The organism is Klebsiella sp. MISC125, assembly GCF_051131775.1.
In the GTDB taxonomy this organism is placed as follows: domain Bacteria; phylum Pseudomonadota; class Gammaproteobacteria; order Enterobacterales; family Enterobacteriaceae; genus Klebsiella.
The window spans coordinates 134,623-158,131 of the sequence record NZ_CP180448.1; the positions used below are offsets into that span (position 1 = coordinate 134,623).

General features: G+C 55.1%; 21 protein-coding genes. 12 read left to right on the top strand and 9 right to left on the bottom strand.

Annotation, left to right across the window (positions count from 1 at the left end; translation table 11 throughout):
* Positions 1–61: 61 nt before the first annotated feature.
* Entirely contained in the window at positions 62–1,777 is a 1,716-nt protein-coding gene (locus ACMYSL_RS00645) for an AsmA family protein (protein ID WP_434661112.1), read from the bottom strand.
* Between the two features lie 145 nt (positions 1,778–1,922).
* Positions 1,923–3,314, bottom strand: a complete 1,392-nt coding sequence (xanP, locus tag ACMYSL_RS00650; RefSeq protein WP_110276931.1) for a xanthine/proton symporter XanP — start codon at positions 3,312–3,314, stop codon at positions 1,923–1,925.
* Between the two features lie 286 nt (positions 3,315–3,600).
* On the opposite strand from xanP, the gene gltS reads away from it, so the two are divergent.
* Entirely contained in the window at positions 3,601–4,803 is a 1,203-nt protein-coding gene (gene gltS, locus ACMYSL_RS00655; RefSeq protein WP_182235330.1) for a sodium/glutamate symporter, read from the top strand.
* Positions 4,804–4,916: 113 nt separating this feature from the next.
* On the opposite strand, the gene glpK is transcribed toward gltS, so the two are convergent.
* Both glpK and ACMYSL_RS00665 read right to left on the bottom strand, forming a co-directional pair.
* Positions 4,917–6,428 (bottom strand): glycerol kinase GlpK, encoded by a 1,512-nt coding sequence (glpK, locus tag ACMYSL_RS00660; protein ID WP_182235329.1) that lies wholly within the window; start codon positions 6,426–6,428, stop codon positions 4,917–4,919.
* Between the two features lie 21 nt (positions 6,429–6,449).
* Positions 6,450–7,301 (bottom strand): MIP/aquaporin family protein, encoded by an 852-nt coding sequence (locus tag ACMYSL_RS00665; RefSeq protein WP_434661113.1) that lies wholly within the window; start codon positions 7,299–7,301, stop codon positions 6,450–6,452.
* Positions 7,302–7,744: 443 nt separating this feature from the next.
* Between ACMYSL_RS00665 and zapB the strand changes: the two genes are divergently transcribed.
* The 8 genes from zapB to ACMYSL_RS00705 all read left to right on the top strand — a co-directional run bounded on the left by zapB (position 7,745) and on the right by ACMYSL_RS00705 (position 15,920).
* Complete coding sequence (gene zapB / locus ACMYSL_RS00670; RefSeq protein ID WP_110276935.1) at positions 7,745–7,990, top strand: septal ring assembly protein ZapB; 246 nt, start codon at positions 7,745–7,747, stop codon at positions 7,988–7,990.
* 150 nt (positions 7,991–8,140) lie between these two features.
* A complete protein-coding gene (locus ACMYSL_RS00675) occupies positions 8,141–9,130 on the top strand; it encodes a sulfate ABC transporter substrate-binding protein (RefSeq protein WP_112216051.1) in 990 nt (329 codons plus the stop codon).
* A 217-nt stretch (positions 9,131–9,347) separates the two neighbouring features.
* Positions 9,348–10,109 (top strand): CDP-diacylglycerol diphosphatase, encoded by a 762-nt coding sequence (locus ACMYSL_RS00680; protein ID WP_182235328.1) that lies wholly within the window; start codon positions 9,348–9,350, stop codon positions 10,107–10,109.
* 268 nt (positions 10,110–10,377) lie between these two features.
* Positions 10,378–11,712, top strand: a complete 1,335-nt coding sequence (locus ACMYSL_RS00685) for an MFS transporter (protein WP_182235327.1) — start codon at positions 10,378–10,380, stop codon at positions 11,710–11,712.
* A gap of 10 nt (positions 11,713–11,722) precedes the next feature.
* Positions 11,723–12,682 (top strand): aminoimidazole riboside kinase, encoded by a 960-nt coding sequence (locus ACMYSL_RS00690; RefSeq protein ID WP_434661114.1) that lies wholly within the window; start codon positions 11,723–11,725, stop codon positions 12,680–12,682.
* A 9-nt stretch (positions 12,683–12,691) separates the two neighbouring features.
* Positions 12,692–13,732, top strand: coding sequence for an ADP-ribosylglycohydrolase family protein (locus tag ACMYSL_RS00695; RefSeq protein ID WP_112216047.1), 1,041 nt, complete (start codon positions 12,692–12,694; stop codon positions 13,730–13,732).
* 62 nt (positions 13,733–13,794) lie between these two features.
* Entirely contained in the window at positions 13,795–14,517 is a 723-nt protein-coding gene (locus ACMYSL_RS00700; RefSeq protein WP_181484423.1) for a GntR family transcriptional regulator, read from the top strand.
* A gap of 98 nt (positions 14,518–14,615) precedes the next feature.
* On the top strand, positions 14,616–15,920 hold the full coding sequence (locus ACMYSL_RS00705) for an SLC13 family permease (protein ID WP_182235323.1): 1,305 nt from the start codon (positions 14,616–14,618) through the stop codon (positions 15,918–15,920).
* A 102-nt stretch (positions 15,921–16,022) separates the two neighbouring features.
* Here ACMYSL_RS00705 and tpiA read toward each other — a convergent pair whose 3' ends face one another.
* Positions 16,023–16,790 (bottom strand): triose-phosphate isomerase, encoded by a 768-nt coding sequence (gene tpiA / locus ACMYSL_RS00710; RefSeq protein ID WP_181484425.1) that lies wholly within the window; start codon positions 16,788–16,790, stop codon positions 16,023–16,025.
* A 108-nt stretch (positions 16,791–16,898) separates the two neighbouring features.
* Positions 16,899–17,498: a DUF1454 family protein gene (locus ACMYSL_RS00715; protein WP_181484426.1), complete on the bottom strand. Its 600-nt coding sequence runs from the start codon at positions 17,496–17,498 to the stop codon at positions 16,899–16,901.
* A gap of 112 nt (positions 17,499–17,610) precedes the next feature.
* Between ACMYSL_RS00715 and ACMYSL_RS00720 the strand changes: the two genes are divergently transcribed.
* Entirely contained in the window at positions 17,611–18,039 is a 429-nt protein-coding gene (locus ACMYSL_RS00720) for a DUF805 domain-containing protein (protein WP_004126694.1), read from the top strand.
* Here the strand turns inward: ACMYSL_RS00720 and fpr are convergent, their stop codons facing one another.
* The gene (fpr, locus tag ACMYSL_RS00725; protein WP_110276945.1) at positions 18,040–18,786 is read right to left on the bottom strand and encodes a ferredoxin--NADP(+) reductase; all 747 of its coding nucleotides are present in this window, start codon (positions 18,784–18,786) and stop codon (positions 18,040–18,042) included.
* Between the two features lie 164 nt (positions 18,787–18,950).
* Between fpr and ACMYSL_RS00730 the strand changes: the two genes are divergently transcribed.
* Positions 18,951–19,460: a hypothetical protein gene (locus ACMYSL_RS00730; RefSeq protein ID WP_434661116.1), complete on the top strand. Its 510-nt coding sequence runs from the start codon at positions 18,951–18,953 to the stop codon at positions 19,458–19,460.
* A gap of 3 nt (positions 19,461–19,463) precedes the next feature.
* Here ACMYSL_RS00730 and glpX read toward each other — a convergent pair whose 3' ends face one another.
* On the bottom strand, positions 19,464–20,474 hold the full coding sequence (glpX, locus tag ACMYSL_RS00735) for a class II fructose-bisphosphatase (protein WP_434661117.1): 1,011 nt from the start codon (positions 20,472–20,474) through the stop codon (positions 19,464–19,466).
* A gap of 100 nt (positions 20,475–20,574) precedes the next feature.
* On the opposite strand from glpX, the gene ACMYSL_RS00740 reads away from it, so the two are divergent.
* Positions 20,575–21,426 (top strand): hypothetical protein, encoded by an 852-nt coding sequence (locus ACMYSL_RS00740; RefSeq protein WP_434661119.1) that lies wholly within the window; start codon positions 20,575–20,577, stop codon positions 21,424–21,426.
* Position 21,427: 1 nt separating this feature from the next.
* On the opposite strand, the gene recG is transcribed toward ACMYSL_RS00740, so the two are convergent.
* Entirely contained in the window at positions 21,428–23,509 is a 2,082-nt protein-coding gene (recG, locus tag ACMYSL_RS00745) for an ATP-dependent DNA helicase RecG (RefSeq protein ID WP_304254220.1), read from the bottom strand.

A 23,509-nucleotide genomic window follows, 5' to 3' on the forward strand; every position in this document is an offset into this window, starting at 1 on the left:
CACCGAAACCCCACTAAGCGGCCCCTCTCCCCGGCGGGGAGAGGGTTAGGGTGAGGGGAAACTAGGGTGTGGAAATTGCCGGAGCAGCAGGAGCCTGGGCACTGGTGACTTCACCGTTGCGCATCACCTGCGCAACCTGCTGCTTCTCCATATTGATTGCGCTGAGTTGACCATTGACGGTTGGCTTTAGCGGCGCATCCGCCAGCACGCTGCCGGTGGCGGTCAGCTGCACGTTACCATCGCCGGAAACCGGCAGCGCTGGCCAGCCCCAGGCTTGCAAAATATTCAGCGGCACGCCGCGGCCGTTCAGGCTCAGGTTGACCAGGCGCTGCGGAAGCTGCGATACCGCCGCGGTGGCTTGCAGGATACCGCGCTCGGTAAAGGCGCTAAGCTCGTTAACGTTCACCGTCGAGGCGTTGGCGCTGAGCTTCAACGATGGGCGGCGAACGTCAATGCGGTTAAAGGTGGCGGCAGCGGCGTTCAGCGTTGCGCTGCCGTTCCATATACCCCAACTGCGGTCCTTCACCAGCTGTAGCTCGCCGCCGTAGCCGTCGAGGGCGGTGATCTGCCACGGGAATTCAGGTTCAATATCAATGACCAGATTGCGGCTGGCGCTGAACTTCTTCAGGGTCAGGCTCTGTAACCATTCCGGCAGTTGCTCCATCCACAGCTGTTTCCAGTTGGCCGGCAGCGTATATTCCAGACCGGCGAACGCGGCGTCATCCAGCACCAGAGCATGTCCGGCACGCAGCCAGTTGCCGGAAGTGCGCACCATCCCGCCTTCCCAGCGTGAGGTGAACTGACGCAGCGCGATACCCTGCGGCGAAAATCCGGCATTCAGGATAGGGTCGAGGAAATGCAGCGAGCCGTAAATAAACTCGTTGGCATTCATTGACAGGGTGCCATCCTGGCTTTGCCAGTCGCCATGGCTGAGAGTGAGATTACGCAGGTTAAGATCGAGGCTGCTTACCGCCCAGTCAGGCCCTTGCAGGCTGGCATCGGTCATATCGAGACGGCCAACCTGTAGTGAAGGCAGCGTGGTGAGCGGCGTGAAAAAGTCGGCGAGCGATTTATCGCTTTGCAGGCGGATCTCGCTGAGGCGTAAATTATCGACCTGCCAGCCGCCGTTGGCGTTGCGTTTCGCCGTCCCGGTCATCGTGCCGCGGGCAACATCAGCACCGATGGTCGAGAGCGCTACTTCACCGTTATCGATACTCCCCTGAATCAGCACATTGCTGGCTTCGATGCCGTTCAGCGTCATCGACCCTGCGCTCATTTGAATCTGCGTTTTTTTACCGAGGACGTTGCCCGCTTCCGGTGCCCATGGGCTGACGCCGCCGGTGACGCGCTGAGCGCTGAGATCCCAGTCGCTTTCCGGACTGTTAAACGCCATGTTGCGCAACTGTAGGCGGTCGGCGGCGAACGGTAAGGCTGCTGATGAAGGCGAGAAGTTCAGGGTGCCATCGCTGAGGACAATCTCGTCGGCATGCAGTGGGTCGCTAAACTGGCGGCTGCTAAAGCCGATATCCACCGTTTTAGCCACCAGCGTCGCCGGTTTGCCGTCACGACCAAGGGTGACGTTTTGCAGTTGCAGGTGCATTGGCGAGGAGAAATTGTGGTCCATTTTGTTGAAAGAGACCTTCCAGCCGGTACCGTCGCTTAGCCAGGCACTGGCCTGGCGTGCGCCCCACTGGGTTTGCAGCAGGAAATAAACCGCAATGATCACCACCAGCAGGGCAATCAACAGCCAGAGAATCAGCTTTCCGAGAAATTTCATGATCTTCGATCCTGAGCGAGGCACATAAGGCTGTTATGCCCGAATTATGCGCAATCCTCAAGACAGGAATTGTGTAATGAGATGATGTGAGGTGGATGATGTACATGCCCTGGCCAGCATCACGCGGCCAGGGCATCAGGCAGGATTAGTTTTTCTCTGGCGGGAAAACCAGGTTCAGCACGATTGCCGTGATACCACCGGCAGCGATACCTGAGGAGAGCAGGTTCTTCAGCCAGTCAGGGGCGAACTGCAGAATCAGCGGCTGCTGGGAAACGCCAAGGCCGACGGCCAACGACAGGGCGATAATCAGGATCGCGCGGCGGTTCAGCGGTTCGCGGGAGACGATGCGCACGCCGGAGGCGGCGATGGTGCCGAACATCACTAACGTTGCGCCGCCGAGTACTGGCTCAGGGATATGTTGCACGAAGCCGCTTACCGCCGGGAACAGGCCGAGCACGATCAGCATCAGCGCGACCACAAAGCCGACGTAGCGGCTGGCGACGCCGGTCAACTGAATCACGCCGTTGTTCTGCCCGAAACAGGAGTTCGGGAAGGTATTAAATACTGCCGAGACGAACGAGTTCAGGCCGTTAGCCAACACGCCGCCCTTCAGACGCTTCATATATAGCGGGCCGGAAACTGGCTGCTCGGAGACGTCGGAGGTGGCGGTGATATCGCCGATAGTTTCCAGTGAGGTAATCATAAAGACCAGCATTAGCGGCAGCAGCAGATTCCAGTCGATGCCCAGGCCGTAGTAAAGCGGCGTGGGTACCATAATCAGGCTGCTGTCGGTTGGCGCGGTATTGGTTGGCAGCATATCGAGGAACCAGGCTGCCAGATAACCCGCTGCCATGGCGATCACCAGCGAGGCGATGCGCAAATAGGGGTTGCGCTGGCGGTTAAGGATAATAATCAGCGCCAGCACGATACCCGCCAGCAGCAGGTTTTTCGGCGCGCCGAAGGTATTATCAGCCATGGCCGCGTAGCCGCCGCCGATAGAAGTGAGGCCAACCTGAATCAGCGACAGACCGATAATCATCACCACCACGCCGGAGACCAGCGGGGTAATGATGCGCCGCGCGAGGTGCAGGACGCGGGAGATGACCATTTCCGTGCAGCTGGCCAGCATCAGGGTACCGAACAGCGCAGCCATCATGGTTGGGACATCGGCGCCGCCGGTTTTCAGCGCGGTACCGCCCATAATCAGCGGCGCGACGAAGTTAAAGCTGGTGCCCTGGATTGAGAGCAGCCCTGAGCCAACCGGCCCCCAGGCTTTAATTTGAATAATGGATGCGACACCGGAGGCGAACAGAGACATGCTGATGATGTGTTGCGTATCCTGAGCCGGGAGGCCCAGAGCCTGGCAAATTAACAGCGCCGGGGTGATGACTGCGACAAACATCGCCAGCAGGTGCTGGAAAGCGGCGAACAGAGTTTGCGGTAGCGGTGGGCGGTCTTCAAGGCGGTAGATTAATTCGCTGACTTGCTTATGCGCAACCGGTTGCGCATTTTCTGACTCTGCGGTGTTAACGGACATCACAACAATCCCAAAGGTGGCAAAGCGGGGATTTTATCGGACTGTAGACCAAAAGCAAACGTTTGCCACTCTTTAGCGATAAATATTTATACAGGGAATAGGCTTAGAAAAATTATTAACATTTTGTATGCTTGATCGCATCAATATCCCTACAAAATATCTTTTTCTGTCATTTTTTCCGTACTTCTGCTTAAAATCCCCTCCCGATTACTCATGATGAGAAGCAATCGACACCGGGAATACCGTCGCGTGTGAATGGATCATGCGCCTATAAGGAGCTCTTTTTATGTTTCATCTCGATACCTTATCGACGCTCGTTGCCGCAACATTAGTGTTGCTACTGGGTAGAAAACTCGTTCAAACCGTCCCTTTCCTGAAGACATATACCATTCCTGAACCCGTTGCGGGTGGCCTGCTGGTGGCATTGGCCTTACTGGCGCTGAAGAAAAGCATGGATATCGAAATTGATTTCGATATGAGCCTGAAAGATCCGCTGATGCTGGCGTTCTTCGCCACCATCGGCCTGAACGCCAACCTCGCCAGCTTGCGGGCTGGCGGCAAAGTGGTGGGGACGTTCCTGATCGTTGTCGTGGGACTGCTGCTGCTGCAAAACGCCCTCGGTATCGGCATGGCGAAGCTGCTGGGCCTCGACCCGCTGATGGGGCTGCTGGCGGGTTCCATTACCCTTTCCGGCGGTCACGGCACCGGCGCGGCGTGGAGTAAATTGTTTGTCGAGCGCTATGGTTTCGCCAACGCTACCGAAGTGGCGATGGCCTGTGCAACGTTTGGCCTCGTGCTTGGCGGCCTGATCGGCGGCCCGGTGGCGCGCTATTTGGTTAAGCACTCTTCCTCACCGGACGGCACGCCGGACGATCAGGTTGCACCGACCGCGTTTGAAAAGCCGGAAATGGGGCGCATGATTACCTCGCTGGTGCTGATTGAGAGCATCGCGTTAATTGCCATTTGTTTGACGGTAGGTAAGTTCGTTGCGCAACTGCTGGCGGGAACCGTATTCGAGCTGCCGACCTTTGTTTGCGTGCTGTTTATCGGCGTGATCCTCAGCAACAGTTTGTCGGCGTTGGGGCTGTATCGCGTGTTTGATCGCGCGGTGTCGGTATTGGGTAACGTCAGCCTGTCGTTGTTCCTGGCGATGGCTCTGATGAGCCTGAAGCTGTGGGAGTTGGCGTCGCTGGCGCTGCCGATGATTGCCATTCTGGCGGTGCAGACGGTGGCAATGGCGCTGTATGCGGTGTTTGTGACCTATCGAATGATGGGGAAAAACTACGATGCCGCCGTTCTGGCCGCCGGGCACTGCGGCTTTGGCCTCGGCGCGACACCGACGGCGATTGCCAATATGCAGGCGATTACCGACCGTTTTGGCCCATCACACATGGCGTTTCTGGTGGTGCCGATGGTGGGTGCGTTCTTTATTGATATCGTTAACGCGCTGGTCATTAAGCTGTATCTGCTGTTGCCGATGTTTGGCTGATAAAAAACCCGGAGGCGGTGCTGCGCACCTGTCCGGGCTACAAGATCGTGCTGTTTGGGGTTTTGTAGCCCGGCTAAGGCGTTTACGCCGCAAGCCGGGAATACCCCCAGCTCTTACCCCTCGTCGTGCTCTTCCCACGCTAACGCGCGTTTTACCGCTTTCTTCCAGCCGCTGTAGCGAACGTTACGCTCGGTAGTTTCAATCCCCGGGCGGAATTCACGTTCGATAACTGCTTTCTCCTGCAACTCATCCAGATTCTGCCAGAAACCCACCGCCAGACCGGCCAGATAGGCAGCACCCAGTGCGGTGACTTCGCGCACTTCAGGGCGTTCTACGCGGGTGCCTAGAATATCGGACTGGAACTGCATCAGGAAGTTGTTGGCCACCGCGCCGCCGTCGACGCGCAGAGCGTGCAGACGGATCCCTGAGTCAGCCTGCATCGCTTCCAGCACGTCGCGGGTCTGATAGGCGATAGATTCCAGGGTGGCGCGAATAATATGGTTAGAGTTCACGCCGCGGGTCAGGCCGAAGATTGCGCCGCGGGCGTACGGGTCCCAGTACGGTGCGCCGAGGCCGGTAAATGCCGGGACCACGTATACGCCGTTGGTATCTTTCACTTTGGTGGCGAAATATTCGGAATCGAACGCGTCGCTGATCAGCTTCATCTCATCGCGCAGCCACTGAATAGAGGCTCCTGCCATAAACACCGCACCTTCCAGCGCATAGTTCACTTCGCCGCGCGGGCCGCAGGCGATCGTCGTCAGCAGGCCGTTTTCAGATTTCACCGCTTTCTCGCCGGTGTTCATCAGCATAAAGCAGCCAGTGCCGTAGGTATTTTTCGCCATCCCTTCTTTAACGCACAGCTGACCGAACAGCGCCGCCTGCTGGTCGCCCGCGATACCGGCGATTGGAATACGCGTGCCGCCTTTACCGCCGATATTGGTCTGGCCGTACACTTCGGAAGACTTGCGTACTTCCGGCAGCATGGCGCGGGGGATATCCAGCGCGTCGAGCATTTTGTCGTCCCAGTCCAGCTCGTGGATGTTGAACAGCATGGTACGCGAGGCGTTGGTGTAGTCAGTGACGTGCACGCGCCCCTGGGTCATTTTCCAAATAAGCCAGGTGTCCACGGTGCCGAACAGCAGCTCGCCGCGCTTAGCGCGTTCGCGTGAGCCTTCAACGTGGTCAAGGATCCATTTCACTTTGGTGCCGGAGAAGTACGGGTCAACCACCAGGCCAGTGGCCTTGCGAATGTACTCTTCCATACCGTCGCGCTTGAGCTGTTCGCAGATTTCAGCGGTACGCCGGCACTGCCAGACAATCGCATTATAAATCGGTTTACCGGTTTCGCGCTCCCACACGATAGCGGTTTCACGTTGGTTGGTGATGCCGATTGCGGCGATTTCATCGGAGCTGATATCGGCTTTTGCCAGCACTTCTACCAACGTGGAGCTTTGGGTCGCCCAGATCTCCATCGGGTCGTGCTCAACCCAGCCGGGCTTCGGATAAATTTGTTCAAATTCTCGCTGAGAGACGCTGACGATATTGGCATCGTGATCCATTACAACGGCGCGGGAGCTGGTGGTGCCCTGGTCGAGCGCTACGATATATTTTTTGTCGGTCATAGTATGAGTCCCGTAGTCAGATTACAGCGAAGCGTTGTGTTGCGTTGTAGAGGAGGATGAGGCGTCTTTCTCTTCGACAACGCAGGTGTCGCAAGGCAGGTGGCGGCCAATCAGCTTGCGGTAGCAGAATGCGCCTAGCGCAGCACCGACGATTGGCGCACACAGCGGCACCAGGAAATAAGGAATATCTTTGCCACCCGTGAAGGCGACATCACCCCAGCCAGCAAGCCAGGCGAAGGTTTTCGGTCCGAGATCGCGTGCCGGGTTCATGGCGAAGCCGGTCAGCGGGCCCATGGATGCGCCGATAACGGCGATCAGCAGACCAATCAGCAGCGGTGCCAGCGGGCCGCGCGGCACGCCGTTGCCATCATCGGTCAGCGCCAGAATGACGCCCATCAGGATAGCGGTAATCACCATCTCTACCGCGAAGGCCTGCACAAAATTGATATGCGGGTTCGGGTAAGTGGAGAAAATGCCAGCCAGCTCAAGACTTTCGACGCTACCGCGCACCATATTGTGGCTATGTTCGAAATCGAAGAAAAGATTGTAATAAAGCCCGTAAACTAAAGCCGCAGCGCAAAAGGCGCCAGCGAATTGCGCAATGATAAAAGGAACAACTTTACGTCCGTCGAAGCAGGCAAACAGCCACAGCGCGATGGTGACCGCTGGGTTAAGGTGCGCACCGGAAACCCCTGCGGTCAGGTAAATCGCCATAGCGACGCCCAGACCCCAGATGATGCTGATTTCCCATTGACCGAAGCTGGCTCCCGCGACCTTAAGTGCAGCGACGCACCCAACGCCGAAAAAGATCAACAACCCGGTACCGAGGAACTCTGCGATGCACTGGCCTTTTAGTGTTGATGTTTGGCTCATAATCGAATCCTGAAGCGTAGTGATGATTATTGTATGTGTGAAGGTCGCAGGCGACCACGCTGCCATGTAGGCATAGTGTTAATTTATCGTTAACGAACAAAAACGAGAAATATCGAAATTCAAATGTGTGTACTACGTCAAGAAAATGAGCGTTTTCGCGCCATAAACGCGTATTCGGTCATTTGCGGGTGCGTTTCACCACTCATTTTTTTAACCCATTGATTAACAATTACGAAAAAGTAACGGGAAAAAACGGTGAACGAACCAGGTAAAGGCCGAAAAGTGTCGCAAACCGCAATCTACGCGGGTTGTCGCTGGACAGGGGCGGCGGGGCTTCATACAATCGACTACATCACCACGGTAGTGCGCTAATTTTCGTTAAGGCGTCAACGCGTATACGAAACGGACGGTTTCTATCAACGCCTTGCAAGTTCAGGAGAGGTATGACGATGTCATTAGAAGTGTTTGAGAAATTAGAATCTAAAGTCCAGCAGGCGATTGATACCATCACTCTGTTACAGATGGAAATCGAAGAGCTGAAAGAAAAGAACAACACGCTGGCGCAGGAAGTACAAAGCGCACAGCACGGTCGTGAAGAGCTGGAGCGTGAAAACGGTCAGCTGAAAGAACAACAGCAGGGCTGGCAGGATCGTCTGCAGGCGCTGCTGGGCCGCATGGAAGAAGTATAATGCTTCTCGCCCTCTCCCGTCCGGGAGGGGGCAAATTCTCCTCGTCATATATACTCACAAGTTATAGCCAATCTTTTTTTATTCTTTAATCATTGGTTCGCTTTCTGGCACGCTTAATTCATCACAACACGACATAAAGAGAGCGGTGCGATGAATAAGTGGGGCGTAGGGTTAACTCTGTTGCTGGCATCCGCCAGCGTTCTGGCAAAAGACATTCAACTATTAAATGTTTCTTATGATCCGACGCGCGAGCTGTACGAACAGTACAACAAAGCGTTTAGCGCGCACTGGAAGCAGGAAACCGGCGATAACGTGGTGATTCGTCAATCCCACGGCGGCTCCGGTAAGCAGGCGACCTCGGTGATCAACGGCCTTGAGGCCGATGTGGTAACCCTTGCGCTGGCTTATGACGTTGACGCGATTGCCGAACGCGGTCGGATCGACAAAAACTGGCTCAAACGCCTGCCGGATAACTCCGCGCCGTATACCTCTACCATCGTGTTCCTGGTGCGTAAGGGCAATCCGAAACAAATTCATGACTGGAACGACCTGATTAAACCAGGCGTATCGGTGATTACTCCGAACCCGAAAAGCTCCGGCGGCGCGCGCTGGAACTATCTGGCGGCCTGGGGCTACGCGCTGCACCAGAACAACGGCGACCAGGCTAAGGCTCAGGAGTTCGTGAAAGCGCTGTTTAAGAACGTCGAAGTGCTGGATTCCGGCGCACGTGGCTCGACCAATACCTTCGTAGAGCGTGGGATCGGCGACGTGCTGATTGCCTGGGAAAACGAAGCGCTGCTGGCAACGAACGAACTGGGCAAAGATAAATTTGAAATCGTGACCCCGAGCGAATCGATTCTGGCCGAGCCGACCGTTTCGGTCGTCGATAAAGTGGTCGATAAAAAAGGCACTCGCCAGGTGGCGGACGCTTATCTGAAGTATCTCTACTCGCCGGAAGGCCAGGAGATTGCGGCGAAGAACTTCTATCGCCCACGTGACCCGGATGTGGCGAAAAAATACGCCAATGAATTCCCGAAACTGAAACTGTTCACTATCGATGAAGAGTTTGGCGGCTGGACCAAAGCCCAGAAGGAACACTTCTCCAACGGCGGCACCTTCGACCAGATTAGCCAGCGTTAATTATCACTTCCATTCCCCGTTCGCGCAGCGCTTAGCGGGGCTACAGCTCTTGTAGCCCGGGTAAGGCGTAAGCCGCGACCCGGGGCAGAGTAGTCTGTTAGCCCGGACAGGCGCGTCAAGCGCCGTCTCCGGGAAAAAGATCCCGTACCTCTTCCTGTTTTCATTTAGTCATTAAACTGCGCTACTCTTCCGGTTCCGGCTGAGACAGGAAAATATAATGCGAAGAGTACGATACCTTTTATTGGTACTGCTGGTGGTGGTTCTGGCGGCGGTGGCCGGAGGCTACTACTGGCTCCATTCCGGCAACCCTGACGCGTTGCGGAAAATTGTTCTGCAACAGTGCGTCCCCAACCAACAGCAGAATCAAAATCCCGCGCCCTGTGCGGAAGTCAACCTCAAGGGCGGCTATGTCCTGTTCAAAGACCGCAATGGCCCGCTGCAATATCTGCTGATGCCAACCTACCGTATCAACGGCACCGAAAGCCCTCTGCTGCTTGATCCACTGACGCCGAATTTCTTCTGGCAGGCCTGGCAGGGGCGTGAAATCATGAGCCAGCATCGTGGCTCTGCCGTATCGGATGATGCGGTCTCATTGACAATTAATTCGCGCAGCGGACGCACGCAAAATCATTTCCATATCCATATCTCCTGTTTACGGCCTGATGTTCGTACTCAACTGGACAAAGAGGCTTCCGTCATTAGTAGCCGCTGGTTGCCGCTGCCTGGTGGGTTAATGGGCCATGAATATCTGGCTCGCCGGGTTACTGAAACGGAGCTGGCGCAGCGCAGTCCTTTTCTGATGCTGGCGGAAGAAGTACCGGAAGCGCGTGAGCATATGGGCCGTTTTGCGCTGGCGATGGCGAAGCAGAGTGATGGCTCGCTGGTGCTGTTAGCAACCGAGCGTAACCTGCTGACCCTCAATCGCGCATCGGCGGAAGAGATTCAGGATCATAACTGCGCGATTTTGACGGATCGCTAGTTTTCTTCGCACTACTCTCCTTTCCATTATCTTGTTGATTCTTATCCCGGTTTGAAATCGGGGTAAGATCCTGTGCGTAAAATTATGTGAAATCGATCAAAAGATATAAAGGTATACCTTTATATCTTTTTAGGAGTCGTTACACTCTTCTCATAGCCACCACAGAGCGCTTGTCGGATGGCTTATTTATAAAAACGTTTTTATTTCATGTAGTGACATCATTAATTGCTCACCAGATTTGCGCTGCTAAGCGTAAAGGAATATCAACATGAAACTTTCTATTGTGGAAAAAATCGGTTTCGGTGCAGGGGATATGGCAATAAACGTAGTAATTATTGCCATGCAGCTGCTGCTCGCCTATTTCTATACCGATATCTACGGCCTGAGCGCCGCTGATGTTGGCGTATTGTTTGTGGTTGTCCGAATGATTGATGCCATTATTGACCCGGCCATGGGTATCCTCACCGATAAGCTCAATACCCGCTGGGGGCGCTATCGCCCGTGGCTGCTGTGGTTTGCTATCCCCTTCGGCTTCGCTGTTTATTTGATGTTTATTACGCCTGATATGGCTTATATGGCCAAACTGGCATGGGCCTATGGCACCTATATTCTTATGACTCTGGTGTATACCGCTATCACCATCCCCTATATTTCGATGATTGGCGTGATTACCAGCGATCCCGTTGAACGGCTTAGCGCAAACGGCTATCGCTTTGTGATGACCAAAATTGCCGCTTTCCTGGTGACTATTGTGGTACCGATGCTTGCCGTCTGGCTGGGGCAGGGTAATAAGGCTTTGGGCTATCAGTTTTCGATGGGATTAATGGGGGCAATGGGTGCGCTGCTGTTTATCTTCTGTTTTCTCACCACTCGCGAACGCAGCGAACCGGAAATTACGTCGTTATCAGTAGGAAAGCAGTTTAAGTATCTGTTACGTAACGATCAGTGGATTATTCTCGGCGTTGTTATTTTGCTGCTGATGTGCGGTTATGTTATTCGCGGTTCCGTCGCGGCTTATTACGCTAAGTATTATCTCAATGGTGGCGACAGCCTGATTTCACCGTTCCTGACCACCGGCGTTATCGCTTCCATTCTGGCGATGATTGCCACCACCTGGATAACCAAGTTCTGGGACAAAATTAAAATGTTCCGCTATACCCAGCTCGTCACTTTTGTTCTGAGCGCACTGATGTATTTCTGCGTCGGTCGTGAAAATCTCGTGCTGGCATTTACATTCTATTTCCTCATTAATTTCTTCTGCGACATGCAAATGCCGGTGTTCTGGTCCTCTATCGCTGAAGCGGTGGATTACGGAGAAAAGAAAACGGGTTTGCGCGTTTCCGGCCTCGCGTTTGGCGGCATTCTTTTCTTCCAGAAATTTGGTATGGGGGTTGCGGGCGGCGTGCTGGGATTCCTGCTAAGCCATTTTGGTTATCAGGCCGATGTTGAACAGAGCGCACGTTCGTTAACGGGTATTGCGCTGATGATGACGCTGATTCCAGCTCTGTTCCACCTTGCGGTTGGGCTGCTTATGAAAAAGTATCTGATTAACAATGAATATTATCGTGATATTCAGCTTTCTCTGGCGCAGAAACAGGCATAAGGAGGCGCGAATGAACGTTCTGAATAAGGTTTGGGTTATCGGTGATGCCTCCGTCGATCTGGTGCCGGAAAAACAGAATAGCTACCTGAAATGCCCCGGCGGCGCATCGGCGAACGTGGGAGTGTGCGTTGCCAGGCTGGGCGGAGAGTGTGGCTTTATCGGCTGCCTTGGTGATGATGATGCCGGTCGTTTCCTGCGCCAGGTTTTTCAGGATAACGCTGTGGATGTCACGTTTCTAAGGCTGGATGCGGCCCTGACCAGCGCGGTGCTAATCGTTAACCTGACGGCTGATGGGGAACGCAGCTTTACCTATCTGGTGCATCCAGGTGCCGATACCTACGTTTCGCTGCAGGATCTGCCGCCGTTCAGGCAGCACGAATGGTTTTACTTTAGCTCAATTGGCCTCACCGACAGCCCCGCCCGTGAGGCGTGCCTTGAGGGGGCGAGAAGAATGCGTGAAGCGGGTGGCTACGTACTGTTTGACGTCAATCTACGCAGCAAGATGTGGCGGGATACCGGTGAAATACCGCAACTGATCGCCCGGTCCGCCGCGCTGGCTTCTATCTGCAAAGTCTCGGCAGATGAACTTTGCCAACTGAGCGGTGCCAGCCATTGGCAGGATGCGCGTTATTACCTGCGCGATCTGGGCTGCGACACCACCATCATCTCATTAGGCGCTGATGGCGCGCTGTTGATTAACCCTGAAGGTGAGTTCTGTTTTCCAGCACCACACGTTGGGGTCATCGACACCACCGGAGCGGGTGATGCTTTCGTCGGCGGCCTGCTGTTCACCCTTTCCCGCGCAAATTGCTGGGATCATGCCCTGCTGGCAGAAGCCATCAGCAATGCCAATGCCTGCGGCGCAATGGCGGTGACGGCAAAAGGGGCAATGACCGCACTGCCGTTTCCCGAGCAGCTCAATACTTTTCTTTCCAGCCATTCGCTGGCACAAGCCATGACCGTGAAATAAGGAGTCATCATGCACGTTGATCAAAACAAAATACTGGGATGCCTGGTTGGCGCCGCCGCCGCAGACGCGATGGGAGCAGCGACGGAAGTGCGCACCCAGCAGCAAATAAAAGACTATTTTGGCGGCTGGGTGACGACCTTTCAAAAACCGCCAGCCGATACTTTTGGCCGCTGCAATGAAGCGGGCATGTGCACGGATGATTTTATTCAGGCTAAGTACATTATGGACGCGCTGCTGCGCCATCAGCGTGAGGTCAGCGACGAAGCGATGCGCGAGGCCTTCCAGCAGTGGCTGGATTATCCTTACTACGCCAACTTTACGGGGCCCACGACGCGCGCGGCGATGAAAGCGATCTTTAACGACAATCGCGCCTCTTTGCAGGGAGAGCTGGAAGGCGAAAAACAGTCGGTACAGATCATTAATAAAGGTAACGCGGAAGCAACCAACGGCGCGGCCATGAAGATTTGGCCAGCGGCGGTGCTGCATCCTGGTAATATCGACGCGGCAATTCAATGTGCGTTGCAGATTTGTCGATTTACCCATAACAACGTGCTGGCGATGTCCGGCGCCGCGGCGATGGCGGCGGCAACCAGCGAGGCTTTAAGAGCGCAGACCGATGCAGACAGCATTATTGCCGCCGGTATCTACGGTGCGCAAAGAGGCTATCTGCTGGCGCAGGAACAAGGGGCGATGATGGTCGCCGGACCTTCCGTTGCCCGACGCATTGAGCTGGCCGTGGATATCGGTAAACGTCATCGTCATTGGGAAACGGCGATAGTGGACATTGCTGATATTATTGGCTCCGGGCTGCACGTCAGTGAAGCGGTACCCGCCGCCTTTGGCCTGTTCGCGTGTTGTCCGAATTCTGCCGTAGATGCTATTATCTCCGGCGTTAATATCGGCAATGATACTGATACCGTCGCCACCATGGTTGGGGCGATTTCCGGCGCATTCCATGGCGTGGAGGCTTTTCCCGCCGATTATTTAACGACCTTGGATCGTATGAATCATTTCGATTTGGCAGAACTGGCCAGGCAAATCGCAGGGTAGCGAATTCACCCTGCCGGGGACGGTAACACGTCCCCTGCTGGCGAAGACGTGAGGTGCGCAGTTTGCAGGTTGATAAAACGAGCTTTACTCCGCTTTATAAGCAACTATTTTTTATCATCTGTCAGCAGATCCAGAATGGGTCTTTGCCTTTAGGCAGCCAGCTGCCGACGCAAAAAGAGATTGCCAGGACTTATAACGTCTCGCTGATTGTGGTGAAACAGGCCTGGAGCGAGCTGATCAATGCGGGGATTATTTCGTCCCAACGCGGGAGCGGTTCGGTAGTCTGCTCCGTGCCGGAAGGTGTGAGCTATGGCCACACGTTTCGCGGTATTACCAGCGATCTCCAGGACGCCAGCGTGGCGATTGAGAACCGTATTCTGGAAATCGCGCCGCGTCGCGCGCGCGACGCTCAGGCTGATGGCCTGAGCCTGCCCGCACAGCATCATTATCTTTATATTTCGCGTGTTCGTTGCCTGAATAACCGTCCGTTCAACCATGAGAAGATTTATCTCGATCTCAGCTTCTTTCCTGGACTGGAACTGACGCCTCAGGCGCTGGAGCATACGTCGCTTTATTCGCTACTGAACGTGACTAGCGACTCGGCGATTGAAAAAGTTGAGGCGATTTTACCTTCCGCCGAACTGTGTGAAAAATTGCAAATTGCCGCGAATAAACCGCTGTTATCTGTCGCCAGACAGACATTTCAAGCCGGACACGATAGCCCGTTTGAATATTGCCGTTATTATGTGCTGTCTGAATACTTTGGCGAAATTCATTATCACTGATCTATCTGCTCCAATCCTGCGATAACCCCACTATATCTGGCATTTACCTGCTTTACTGTCCATCGTATTCTTGCTGAAAAAATCGTCAGGAGACAGGTATGTCGCTTTGGTTGTCCCATCCTCTGTTCCTTCCTTCCATCATCGTTGGCATCACGATTCTGCTCTGGGCGACTTCGTTACTGCCGGAGTTTATGACCGCGTTGCTGTTTTTTGCCGCCGCGATGATTGCCAAAATCGCGCCGCCGGAGGTTATCTTTGGCGGCTTTGCTTCATCGGCCTTCTGGTTGGTGTTCAGCGGCTTTGTGCTGGGGATCGCTATTCGCAAAACCGGGCTGGCGGACAGGGCGGCCCGCTCGCTCTCGTCGCGGCTGACCGATTCCTGGCCGCTGATGGTCGGCAGCGTGGTGCTTCTCAGCTATGCCTTAGCCTTTGTTATGCCGTCCAATATGGGGCGCATTGCGCTGCTGATGCCGATTGTGGCGGCGATGGCAAAACGCGCGGGGATTGAGGATGGCACGCGCGGCTGGTATGGGCTGGCGCTGGCGGTTGGCTTCGGCACCTTCCAGCTGTCGGCGACCATTTTGCCTGCTAACGTTCCGAATCTGGTCATGAGCGGCGCGGCGGAAGGCTCATACGGTATCCACCTGAATTATCTACCCTATTTATTGCTGCACACGCCGGTGCTCGGTTGGCTAAAAGGGGCGGTACTGGTTGCGCTGATATGTTGGTTGTTTCCCGGAAAACCGCATCCGCCGCGCGACATGACGCCGCTGCCGCCGATGAGCCATGATGAGAAGCGCCTTGCATGGCTGTTAGCGGTGGTACTGACTCTGTGGGTGACGGAGAGCTGGCACGGCGTGGGGCCAGCCTGGACGGGGCTGGCGGCGGCGGTGATAACGCTTCTGCCGCGCGTTGGTTTTATCAACGGCGAAGAGTTTTCCAGCGGCGTAAATATTCGTACCTGTATTTACGTTGCCGGGATTCTGGGGCTGGCGATCACTGTCACCCAGACGGGTATCGGTAGCGTGATGGGAAATGCGCTGCTGCATATTATGCCGCTGGATAAAGAGAGTCCGTTTACCAGTTTTCTCGCATTGACCGGTATTACCAGCGCGCTGAACTTTATTATGACTGCCAACGGCGTACCAGCGCTGTATACCACCTTCGCGCAGAGTTTTTCCGACGCCACCGGCTTTCCGCTGCTGAGCGTGATTATGATTCAGGTGCTGGGGTATTCCACGCCGTTGCTGCCGTATCAGGCATCACCGATTGTAGTGGCTATGGGACTGGGGAAAGTACCTGCTCGAGCGGGAATGCTGCTGTGTATCGCGCTGGCGGCGGTGAGCTATTTAATTCTGCTACCGCTGGATTATTTGTGGTATCAAGCGTTGGGAAAACTGTAGCGGGATAAGAAAACCCGGAGGCGGCGCTTGACGCGCCTTGTCCGGGCTACCAAGCACCTCCCCGGTTGCGAAGCGCTACCGGGGAGGTGCCTGTTAAAGCTATTACGCGTTTTTAGCCGCTTCTGCTGCTTTAACGATCACTGCGAAAGCGTCTGCTTTCAGAGATGCACCGCCAACCAGCGCGCCGTCGATGTCCGGCTGGGTGAACAGCTCAGCTGCGTTGCCTGCGTTAACGGAACCGCCGTACTGGATGATCACTTGTTCAGCGACTTTCGCATCAGCTTTCGCGATGTGGTCACGGATGAATTTGTGAACCGCCTGAGCCTGAGCAGGGGTCGCAGATTTGCCGGTACCGATCGCCCATACTGGTTCGTAAGCGATAACTACGCCTTCGAATGCGGCTGCGCCCTGAGTTTTCAGAACGGCGTCAATTTGACGTGCGCAAACTTCTTCGGTTTTGCCCGCTTCGTTTTCTGCTTCGGTTTCACCGATGCACAGAACCGGGATCAGACCCTGTTCTTTCAGTACCGCGAATTTTTTAGCGATCAGTTCGTCGGACTCTTTGTGGTAGGTACGACGCTCGGAGTGACCAATGATGATGTACTGGGCACCAATGTCTTTGAGCATTTCAGCACTTGTTTCACCAGTGAATGCGCCGGACAGGTTCAGGTCAACATTCTGCGCGCCCAGGTGGATGTGGCTGCCCGCAGCGGCTTGTTTAGCCAGGTCGATGTACATTTCAGGCGGAGCAATTGCAACTGCACAGCCGGTAACGCCAGCCAGTTCTTTACGCAGGTTAGCAACCAGCTCGTTTACCATGTGGCGGCTGCCGTTCAGTTTCCAGTTACCCATCACTAAAGGATGTCGCATTTTAATTCTCCACGCTTCAAAGCGAATTAAGGAATATAGCCGCCCCCGAGGGCAGCATGGTCTGTGAAACAGTATAGAGATTCATCACTGGAAAGGCTTTGCTTTTTGTCATTTATTGTTGTCTTCCAGCGTATCAGATAGCGCCAGCTTAATCGGTTCAACAGCGAAGGTCAGCCCCTTTTCGCCGTTATCCGCCACCACATAGCGCACTGCGCCTTCGGTTTCCGTGAAGTAGCGTTTTCCTTTCCCTGCAGTCAGCAGTTTTTGCAACTTCAGCTGGCTTTGCGCCTGGCTAAGCGTCGGCACGAAAGCACGTATAACCGCGCTCATATACTCCTGCGCTTTGGCTTTCGCCGCTTTCTGCTGCGGCCCCTGGATCGGTAGCCAGGTGACCTGCATCGATTTAATTTTGAGCGTTCCGCGCTCAAGTGCGGTAGAGGCGTAAAGATTCTCGTTGATTTTGCTGGCTGCGCGAGTCAGGTTTACCCGATCGCGGTTGGAGGAGATTGCACGGAATTCATTAAGCGGTAGCTTTGGGTTATCGGTATTAAATTTTTCCCGAAACTCGCTGATCGAGATGTCAAAGACCGGCGCACCGGAGAGAACATAGGGAGCCGTAGCGGCGGAATCAGATTCAGCGGACAGCGCCTTTTGGCCGACAGATAGCGCTGTCAGCCCAATCAAACACAAGGTTGCCCACTTCTTCATGCCCGTCCTTCCTTTTTTTGCCTGCTGACGATTAAAACGGGAACCGCCACGCTTGTCAAAAAGTCACGCCTTCAGGGTAAACTACGCAGGTGATGATGATAAGGAATAAAATATGACCTTACAGCAGTGGCTGTTCTCAATTAAAGGGCGCATCGGGCGTCGTGATTTCTGGATTTGGATTGCCATCTGGATTATGACCATGAGCGCGCTGTTCACGCTGGCTGGCAGTAATCTTCTCAATTTGCAGACTGCGGCTTTTATCCTGGTATGCCTGCTGTGGCCTACGGCGGCGGTCACGATTAAACGTTTACACGATCGTGGTAAATCAGGCCTGTGGGCGCTATTGATGATTCTGGCGTGGATGCTGCTGGCGGGAAACTGGTCGATGCTGCCCGGCGTCTGGCAGTGGGGCGTTGGGCGGTTTATACCAACGCTGATCATCGTCATGATGCTTATCGACCTGGGCGCGTTTGTCGGCACCCAGGGGGCAAATAAGTTTGGCAAAGAGACGCTGGACGTTCGCTGGAAAGCGGAGTCCTGATTACCAGTAGTGCTCGGCGGTCATATGGCCCGGTCGGCGACGCAGATGTTTGCTCATCTGCCGGGTTTCTTTGAGCAACTGCTGAGTATCGCGCACCATCTGCGGGTTACCGCACAGCATGACGTGGCTGCTTTCAGCGCTCATCGGCAGACCAACGGCCTCTTCGAGCGCGCCGGTTTCGATCAGGAAAGGAATACGTCCCGTTAGCATGCCCGGTACGGTTTCCCGGCTGACGACCGACTGGATGCGCAGCTTGCCCGCATAACGTTGTTCCAGCGCCTGCATCTGCGGCAGATAGCTGAGATCGGCGGCATAACGTGCGGCGTGGACCAGCACCAGATTTTTAAAGCGATCCAGGTCTTTCCCTTCTTCCAGAATCGACAGGTACGGGCCAATTGCCGTGCCGGTGGCTAACATCCACAGCGTGTCGCAATCAGGCACCTCTTCCAGCACGAAGAAACCAGCGGCCTCGCTGACAACCTGCACCTCATCACCCGGCTTCAGTGCGGCCAGGCGTGGGCTGAGTTTGCCCTCTGGCACCGTCACCAGATAGAACTCAAGATCGGGATTGCTGGGGGCGTTGACGTAGGAATAGGCCCGCTGCACGCGTTCGCCGTCAACATCAAGGCCCAGTTTGGCAAACTGCCCTGCGGTGAACGGATCAACCGGCGCGTGAACGGTGAGGCTAAACAGTGCATCAGTCCAGTTTTGTACTTTTACCACTTTTCCTGTAACCCAGTTTGCCATCGCGTCTCTCCTCTCAATCTCGTTAGTTTATCTTCACCGCGACGAGAGAAGATTTCCAGCCCAAAAAGGCTGGAAAGCTCTCCAGGATAAATACTTCTTAGATCTCTGTTCGCTGGATAGAACGGACAGTATATTATTTGGTCGCATAGAGCTGGAGGCTGCAAATGAAAAAAAAGGGATTATTGTTGTCACTTATTGCATTTTTCTCATCGGTACAGGCAATTGAAGCCGAGTTAACCTGGGATGGCACGATTCCACTGGATGCCGAGGCATTGGCGGAGTCGGGGATTCGGGAGACTTATGAGCAATATATTTTACCGCATCTATGTCATTATGTTGTGCATCCGTTGGTGATAACAGAAAAGTTTGCACAAGAAAATATGGTTTATAGCGTCTTCGCTGGCGATAAAAACTATGACATCTTTGGCTCACAAATTAGTGAGCCTGACTCTTGGGGGCGGGCAACCTGGGCTATTTTCTCAATTGTGAATCAACAGCTTGCTGATTCTGATATCCGTTTTTATGCGCTTGATAATGGTAATGGTCTTGCTGGCATGTTCCTTACACAGCAGGAGTATCAGCGATATGTCCGTGTACTTGAGAAAGAGAAAAAATACACGGACATACCTTACATTCCAACTGACGAACCACCCTGGTTCGGTCAACGGCATTAGTTTCTACAGGATGTGCAGCTGGATATCCGGGTCTTTACGATCGAGATAATGAATCGACTGAATGCGACGAATGGTGCGGGATTTGCCGCGGATCAGCAGCGTTTCGGTGGTCGCCATGTTGCCCTTGCGAGTGATACCGTCCAGCAGGTCGCCTTTGGTGATGCCAGTGGCGGAGAAAACGACGTTGTCGCTACGTGCCATCTCGTCCAGGCGCAGCACTTTACCTGCTTCGATACCCATTGCCTGGCAGCGCTCCAGCTCATTTTCGCCGATGCGTCGGTTTTCTTCGCTATCGCCCTTAACGTGATGACGTGCCAGCAGGCGACCGTTCATATCGCCATCCAGCGCGCGAATCACTGCCGCAGACACAACGCCTTCCGGCGCGCCGCCGATGCCGTACATGACGTCTACTTCGCTGTCCGGCATACAGGTCAGAATGGAGGCCGCGACGTCGCCGTCGGGGATGGCGAACACGCGCACGCCCAGCTTTTGCAGCTCAACAATAACGTCGTCGTGACGTGGCTTGGCTAAGATGGTGACCGTTAATTCATTCAGCGGTTTATTCAGCGCGCGGGCGACGTTATGCAGGTTCTCCGCCAGCGGCAGGTTCATATCAATGGCACCTTTCGCGCCCGGACCGACAATGAGCTTTTCCATATACATATCCGGCGCGTTCAGGAAGCAGCCCTTATCGCCTACCGCCATCACCGCCAGCGCGTTGGCCTGGCCCATGGCCGTCATGCGAGTGCCTTCGATGGGGTCTACGGCGATATCTACCGCATCGCCTTTGCCGGTACCAACGCGCTCGCCAATGTACAGCATCGGCGCTTCGTCGATTTCGCCTTCGCCAATCACGATGGTGCCATCGATATTGATCAAGTTGAGCATAATGCGCATGGCGTTGACCGCAGCGCCGTCGGCGGTATTTTTATCACCGCGGCCTAGCCACTTATAGCCTGCCAGGGCGGCAGCTTCGGTGACACGCGAAAATTCGATAGCCAGTTCTCGTTTCATGATTCACTCGTCTGAATAAAATTGCGCGTATTTTAGCATAGGCAGCCGCAGCCCGGCTGATACACTCTTGCGCTGCGTATGCGCTAAATTATGGATGATGATGAAAAAAAGAAGACGACAGGCGGAGCCAACGGTACGCGAGAGATGTCGGGAGATATTTGGTAATGAGCCGCCGGTGCGGCACGTGTGGGAGCCTGAATTTGATTATGCGGATGCCGAGCTGCGGGCGATGGCTGCGACAGAATGGCAGCATATTACCGAACGACAATTAAGCTGCTATTACGTACTGAATCTTGTTCACCATGAACCCATGCAGCCGGAGCTGTTTCGTTATTTGTTCCCCCTGTGTCTTGCCGAATGGCATGAGACGATATTAACCAGGGGCTATGGCGATCATTTTGAAGCATCGTTTCTACAAGCGCTACGGCGGCCTTATCTGTGGCAGGTTATGATGGATGCCAGCCAACGTCGGCAGGTTCGCACGTTCCTGATTGACACGATGCTGGCGCGAATGGATAGCGAGCGTGGCTTCGATCCCGCCATGACATGGTTAACAACTTTTAACGATCTGGGGCGTGCGGAACCTGTTATTCGCGCCATCTGGTCCCGATGGTGGGCGCTGGACTCGGCTGGCAAAGCGGTTTGCGCGCTTCAGTACGCTGCGCAGCTGATTTATCCACTAGAGAATAACCCGCTGTGGCCTGAAAAATGGCGGCTTCTCAGGCACCCATTGGGCGATAGCGAACTATGGTCAGCAGAAAACCTGGCTTTTCTCCGCGGTGTATTAACCCCCGAGCTGTTACTGGCAGGTGTTCAGACGGCGGTTAAAAAGTTGCATGGCGAGCCGGAAGAGGGCATGGCGGCGCGTATCGCACAGGATGCGCTGGATGCGCGCGATATTATTGAGATTCAGATTGAGGATGTGCTGACAGACCTGGCGGGCGGGAAATGAGCTACGCGTTGGAATAGCGTTCGGTTTCCGGCATCCAGCGCTCGATAAGCGCAATGGCCTGCTGCGGGTAACGTTCATGAATATGGCGCGCGATGCGCTGAACTTCCGGGATCATGGCCTGATCGCGCATTAAATCCGCCACTTTGAATTCAGCGGTGCCGGTCTGGCGGGTGCCGAGCAGCTCGCCGGGACCGCGTATTTCGAGGTCTTTCTGGGCAATGACGAAACCGTCGTTGCTGTCGCGCAGTACCTGTAATCGTTTCTGAGCGGTTTTCGAGAGTGGCGATTTATAGAGCAGTACGCAATGGGAGGCTACCGCGCCGCGCCCGACGCGCCCCCTGAGCTGGTGTAACTGCGCCAGCCCCAAACGTTCCGGGTTTTCGATGATCATCAGGCTGGAATTGGGCACGTCCACTCCGACTTCGATAACCGTGGTGGCGACCAGCAGATGTAGCTCACCTTGCTTAAATGCGCTCATCACTGCTTGTTTATCGGCGGATTTCATGCGCCCGTGCACCAGGCCGATATTCAGCTCCGGCAGCGCGAGCTTCAGCTCTTCCCAGGTAGCTTCCGCCGCTTGGGCTTCCAGCAGGTCCGACTCTTCAATCAGCGTGCAGACCCAATAGGCCTGACGGCCTTCGTGGGTACAAGCGTTACGCACGCGATCGATAATATCGCTGCGTCGGGTATCGGGAATGGCTACCGTGGTAACCGGTGTACGGCCCGGCGGCAGTTCGTCGATAACCGAGGTATCGAGATCGGCATAAGCGGTCATCGCCAGGGTACGCGGAATGGGGGTGGCTGTCATAATCAGTTGATGCGGATGGAAACCCTGCTGCTGGCCTTTCTCCCACAGCGCCAGGCGTTGGTGAACGCCAAAGCGGTGCTGCTCATCAATAATCACCAGCGCGAGGCCGTTAAACTGCACCTGTTCCTGAAAGATAGCGTGGGTACCGACGATCATCTGCACCTGTCCGCTGGCGATAGCCTCTTGCTGCGCCAGACGCGCTTTGCCTTTTTGTTTCCCGGCCAGCCAGCCAACTTCAATGCCCAGCGGTTCGAACCAGTTGCGGAAGTTATTGGCGTGCTGTTCAGCCAGTAGTTCGGTGGGCGCCATCAGCGCGACCTGCTTACCGTGGGCGATCGCCCGCAACGCGGCAAGTGCGGCAACCAGGGTTTTACCAGAACCCACATCACCTTGCACCAGACGCATCATCGGCACGTCCAGCGCCATATCGCGCTCGATTTCCGCCGTCACGCGCGCCTGTGCGCCGGTAGGCGTAAAGGGCAGAGATGCCAGTAGTTTGTCTTTTAGCGTGTCGTTCGCGCTGAGTGCCAGAGCGTGATAACGCTGGGCTCCCGCCCGTAGCGCCAGCATGCTGAGATTATGCGCCAGCAGCTCTTCCAGAATTAAGCGCTGCTGTGCCGGGTGCTTGCCGCTTTCCAGCTCACTAAGCTGCAGTGACGGCGGCGGACGATGCAGCGTGCGCAGTGCTTCCGGCAGGCTCATCATCCCCTGTGCCAGCTCAGGTGGCAGCAGTTCGGTGATGGCGCAGGTCTCAAGCAGTTCGAGCGCCTGATCGGTCAGCTTGCGCAGCGTGGCCTGCTTGATGCCTTCAGTGGTGGGATAAACCGGGGTCAGCGTTTCCTGTAAATCAGGCGTGCTCATATCGCCCTGCACGCGGTATTCAGGATGGATCATCTCGGCGCCGTATTTACCGCGTTTCGCCTCGCCGTAAGCCAGCACGCGACGCCCGGTTGTCAGGCTATTTTTCATCGCCGCGCTGAAGTTGAAAAAGCGCATGGTGAGGATACCAGAGCCGTCGCTAATCTGGCAGGTCATCATCCGGCGTCCGCCGAAAGTGATGTTGCAGTTGAGGACTTCGCCTTCAACGGTCGCGTACACGCCAGGCAGCAGTTCGCCGATTTGGTACAGGTGGGTGCGGTCTTCGTAGCGTAGCGGCAGATGCAGGAGGAGGTCCTGCACCGTATGCAGGCCGATTTTCGACAGTCGACTGCTCTGTGCCGCGCCAACGCCGGTTAGGGTATTGAGGGGGATGGCATCTAACAGGCGACCTTGCAT

What these genes read in the sequence shown, in the direction of transcription:
- ACMYSL_RS00645 (WP_434661112.1), bottom strand. Translation starts at nt 1,777, where the DNA reads ATGAAATTTCTCGGAAAGCTGATTCTCTGGCTGTTGATTGCCCTGCTG.
- xanP (WP_110276931.1), bottom strand. Translation starts at nt 3,314, where the DNA reads ATGTCCGTTAACACCGCAGAGTCAGAAAATGCGCAACCGGTTGCGCAT.
- gltS (WP_182235330.1), top strand. Translation starts at nt 3,601, where the DNA reads ATGTTTCATCTCGATACCTTATCGACGCTCGTTGCCGCAACATTAGTG.
- glpK (WP_182235329.1), bottom strand. Translation starts at nt 6,428, where the DNA reads ATGACCGACAAAAAATATATCGTAGCGCTCGACCAGGGCACCACCAGC.
- ACMYSL_RS00665 (WP_434661113.1), bottom strand. Translation starts at nt 7,301, where the DNA reads ATGAGCCAAACATCAACACTAAAAGGCCAGTGCATCGCAGAGTTCCTC.
- zapB (WP_110276935.1), top strand. Translation starts at nt 7,745, where the DNA reads ATGACGATGTCATTAGAAGTGTTTGAGAAATTAGAATCTAAAGTCCAG.
- ACMYSL_RS00675 (WP_112216051.1), top strand. Translation starts at nt 8,141, where the DNA reads ATGAATAAGTGGGGCGTAGGGTTAACTCTGTTGCTGGCATCCGCCAGC.
- ACMYSL_RS00680 (WP_182235328.1), top strand. Translation starts at nt 9,348, where the DNA reads ATGCGAAGAGTACGATACCTTTTATTGGTACTGCTGGTGGTGGTTCTG.
- ACMYSL_RS00685 (WP_182235327.1), top strand. Translation starts at nt 10,378, where the DNA reads ATGAAACTTTCTATTGTGGAAAAAATCGGTTTCGGTGCAGGGGATATG.
- ACMYSL_RS00690 (WP_434661114.1), top strand. Translation starts at nt 11,723, where the DNA reads ATGAACGTTCTGAATAAGGTTTGGGTTATCGGTGATGCCTCCGTCGAT.
- ACMYSL_RS00695 (WP_112216047.1), top strand. Translation starts at nt 12,692, where the DNA reads ATGCACGTTGATCAAAACAAAATACTGGGATGCCTGGTTGGCGCCGCC.
- ACMYSL_RS00705 (WP_182235323.1), top strand. Translation starts at nt 14,616, where the DNA reads ATGTCGCTTTGGTTGTCCCATCCTCTGTTCCTTCCTTCCATCATCGTT.
- tpiA (WP_181484425.1), bottom strand. Translation starts at nt 16,790, where the DNA reads ATGCGACATCCTTTAGTGATGGGTAACTGGAAACTGAACGGCAGCCGC.
- ACMYSL_RS00715 (WP_181484426.1), bottom strand. Translation starts at nt 17,498, where the DNA reads ATGAAGAAGTGGGCAACCTTGTGTTTGATTGGGCTGACAGCGCTATCT.
- ACMYSL_RS00720 (WP_004126694.1), top strand. Translation starts at nt 17,611, where the DNA reads ATGACCTTACAGCAGTGGCTGTTCTCAATTAAAGGGCGCATCGGGCGT.
- fpr (WP_110276945.1), bottom strand. Translation starts at nt 18,786, where the DNA reads ATGGCAAACTGGGTTACAGGAAAAGTGGTAAAAGTACAAAACTGGACT.
- ACMYSL_RS00730 (WP_434661116.1), top strand. Translation starts at nt 18,951, where the DNA reads ATGAAAAAAAAGGGATTATTGTTGTCACTTATTGCATTTTTCTCATCG.
- glpX (WP_434661117.1), bottom strand. Translation starts at nt 20,474, where the DNA reads ATGAAACGAGAACTGGCTATCGAATTTTCGCGTGTCACCGAAGCTGCC.
- ACMYSL_RS00740 (WP_434661119.1), top strand. Translation starts at nt 20,575, where the DNA reads ATGAAAAAAAGAAGACGACAGGCGGAGCCAACGGTACGCGAGAGATGT.
- recG (WP_304254220.1), bottom strand. Translation starts at nt 23,509, where the DNA reads ATGCAAGGTCGCCTGTTAGATGCCATCCCCCTCAATACCCTAACCGGC.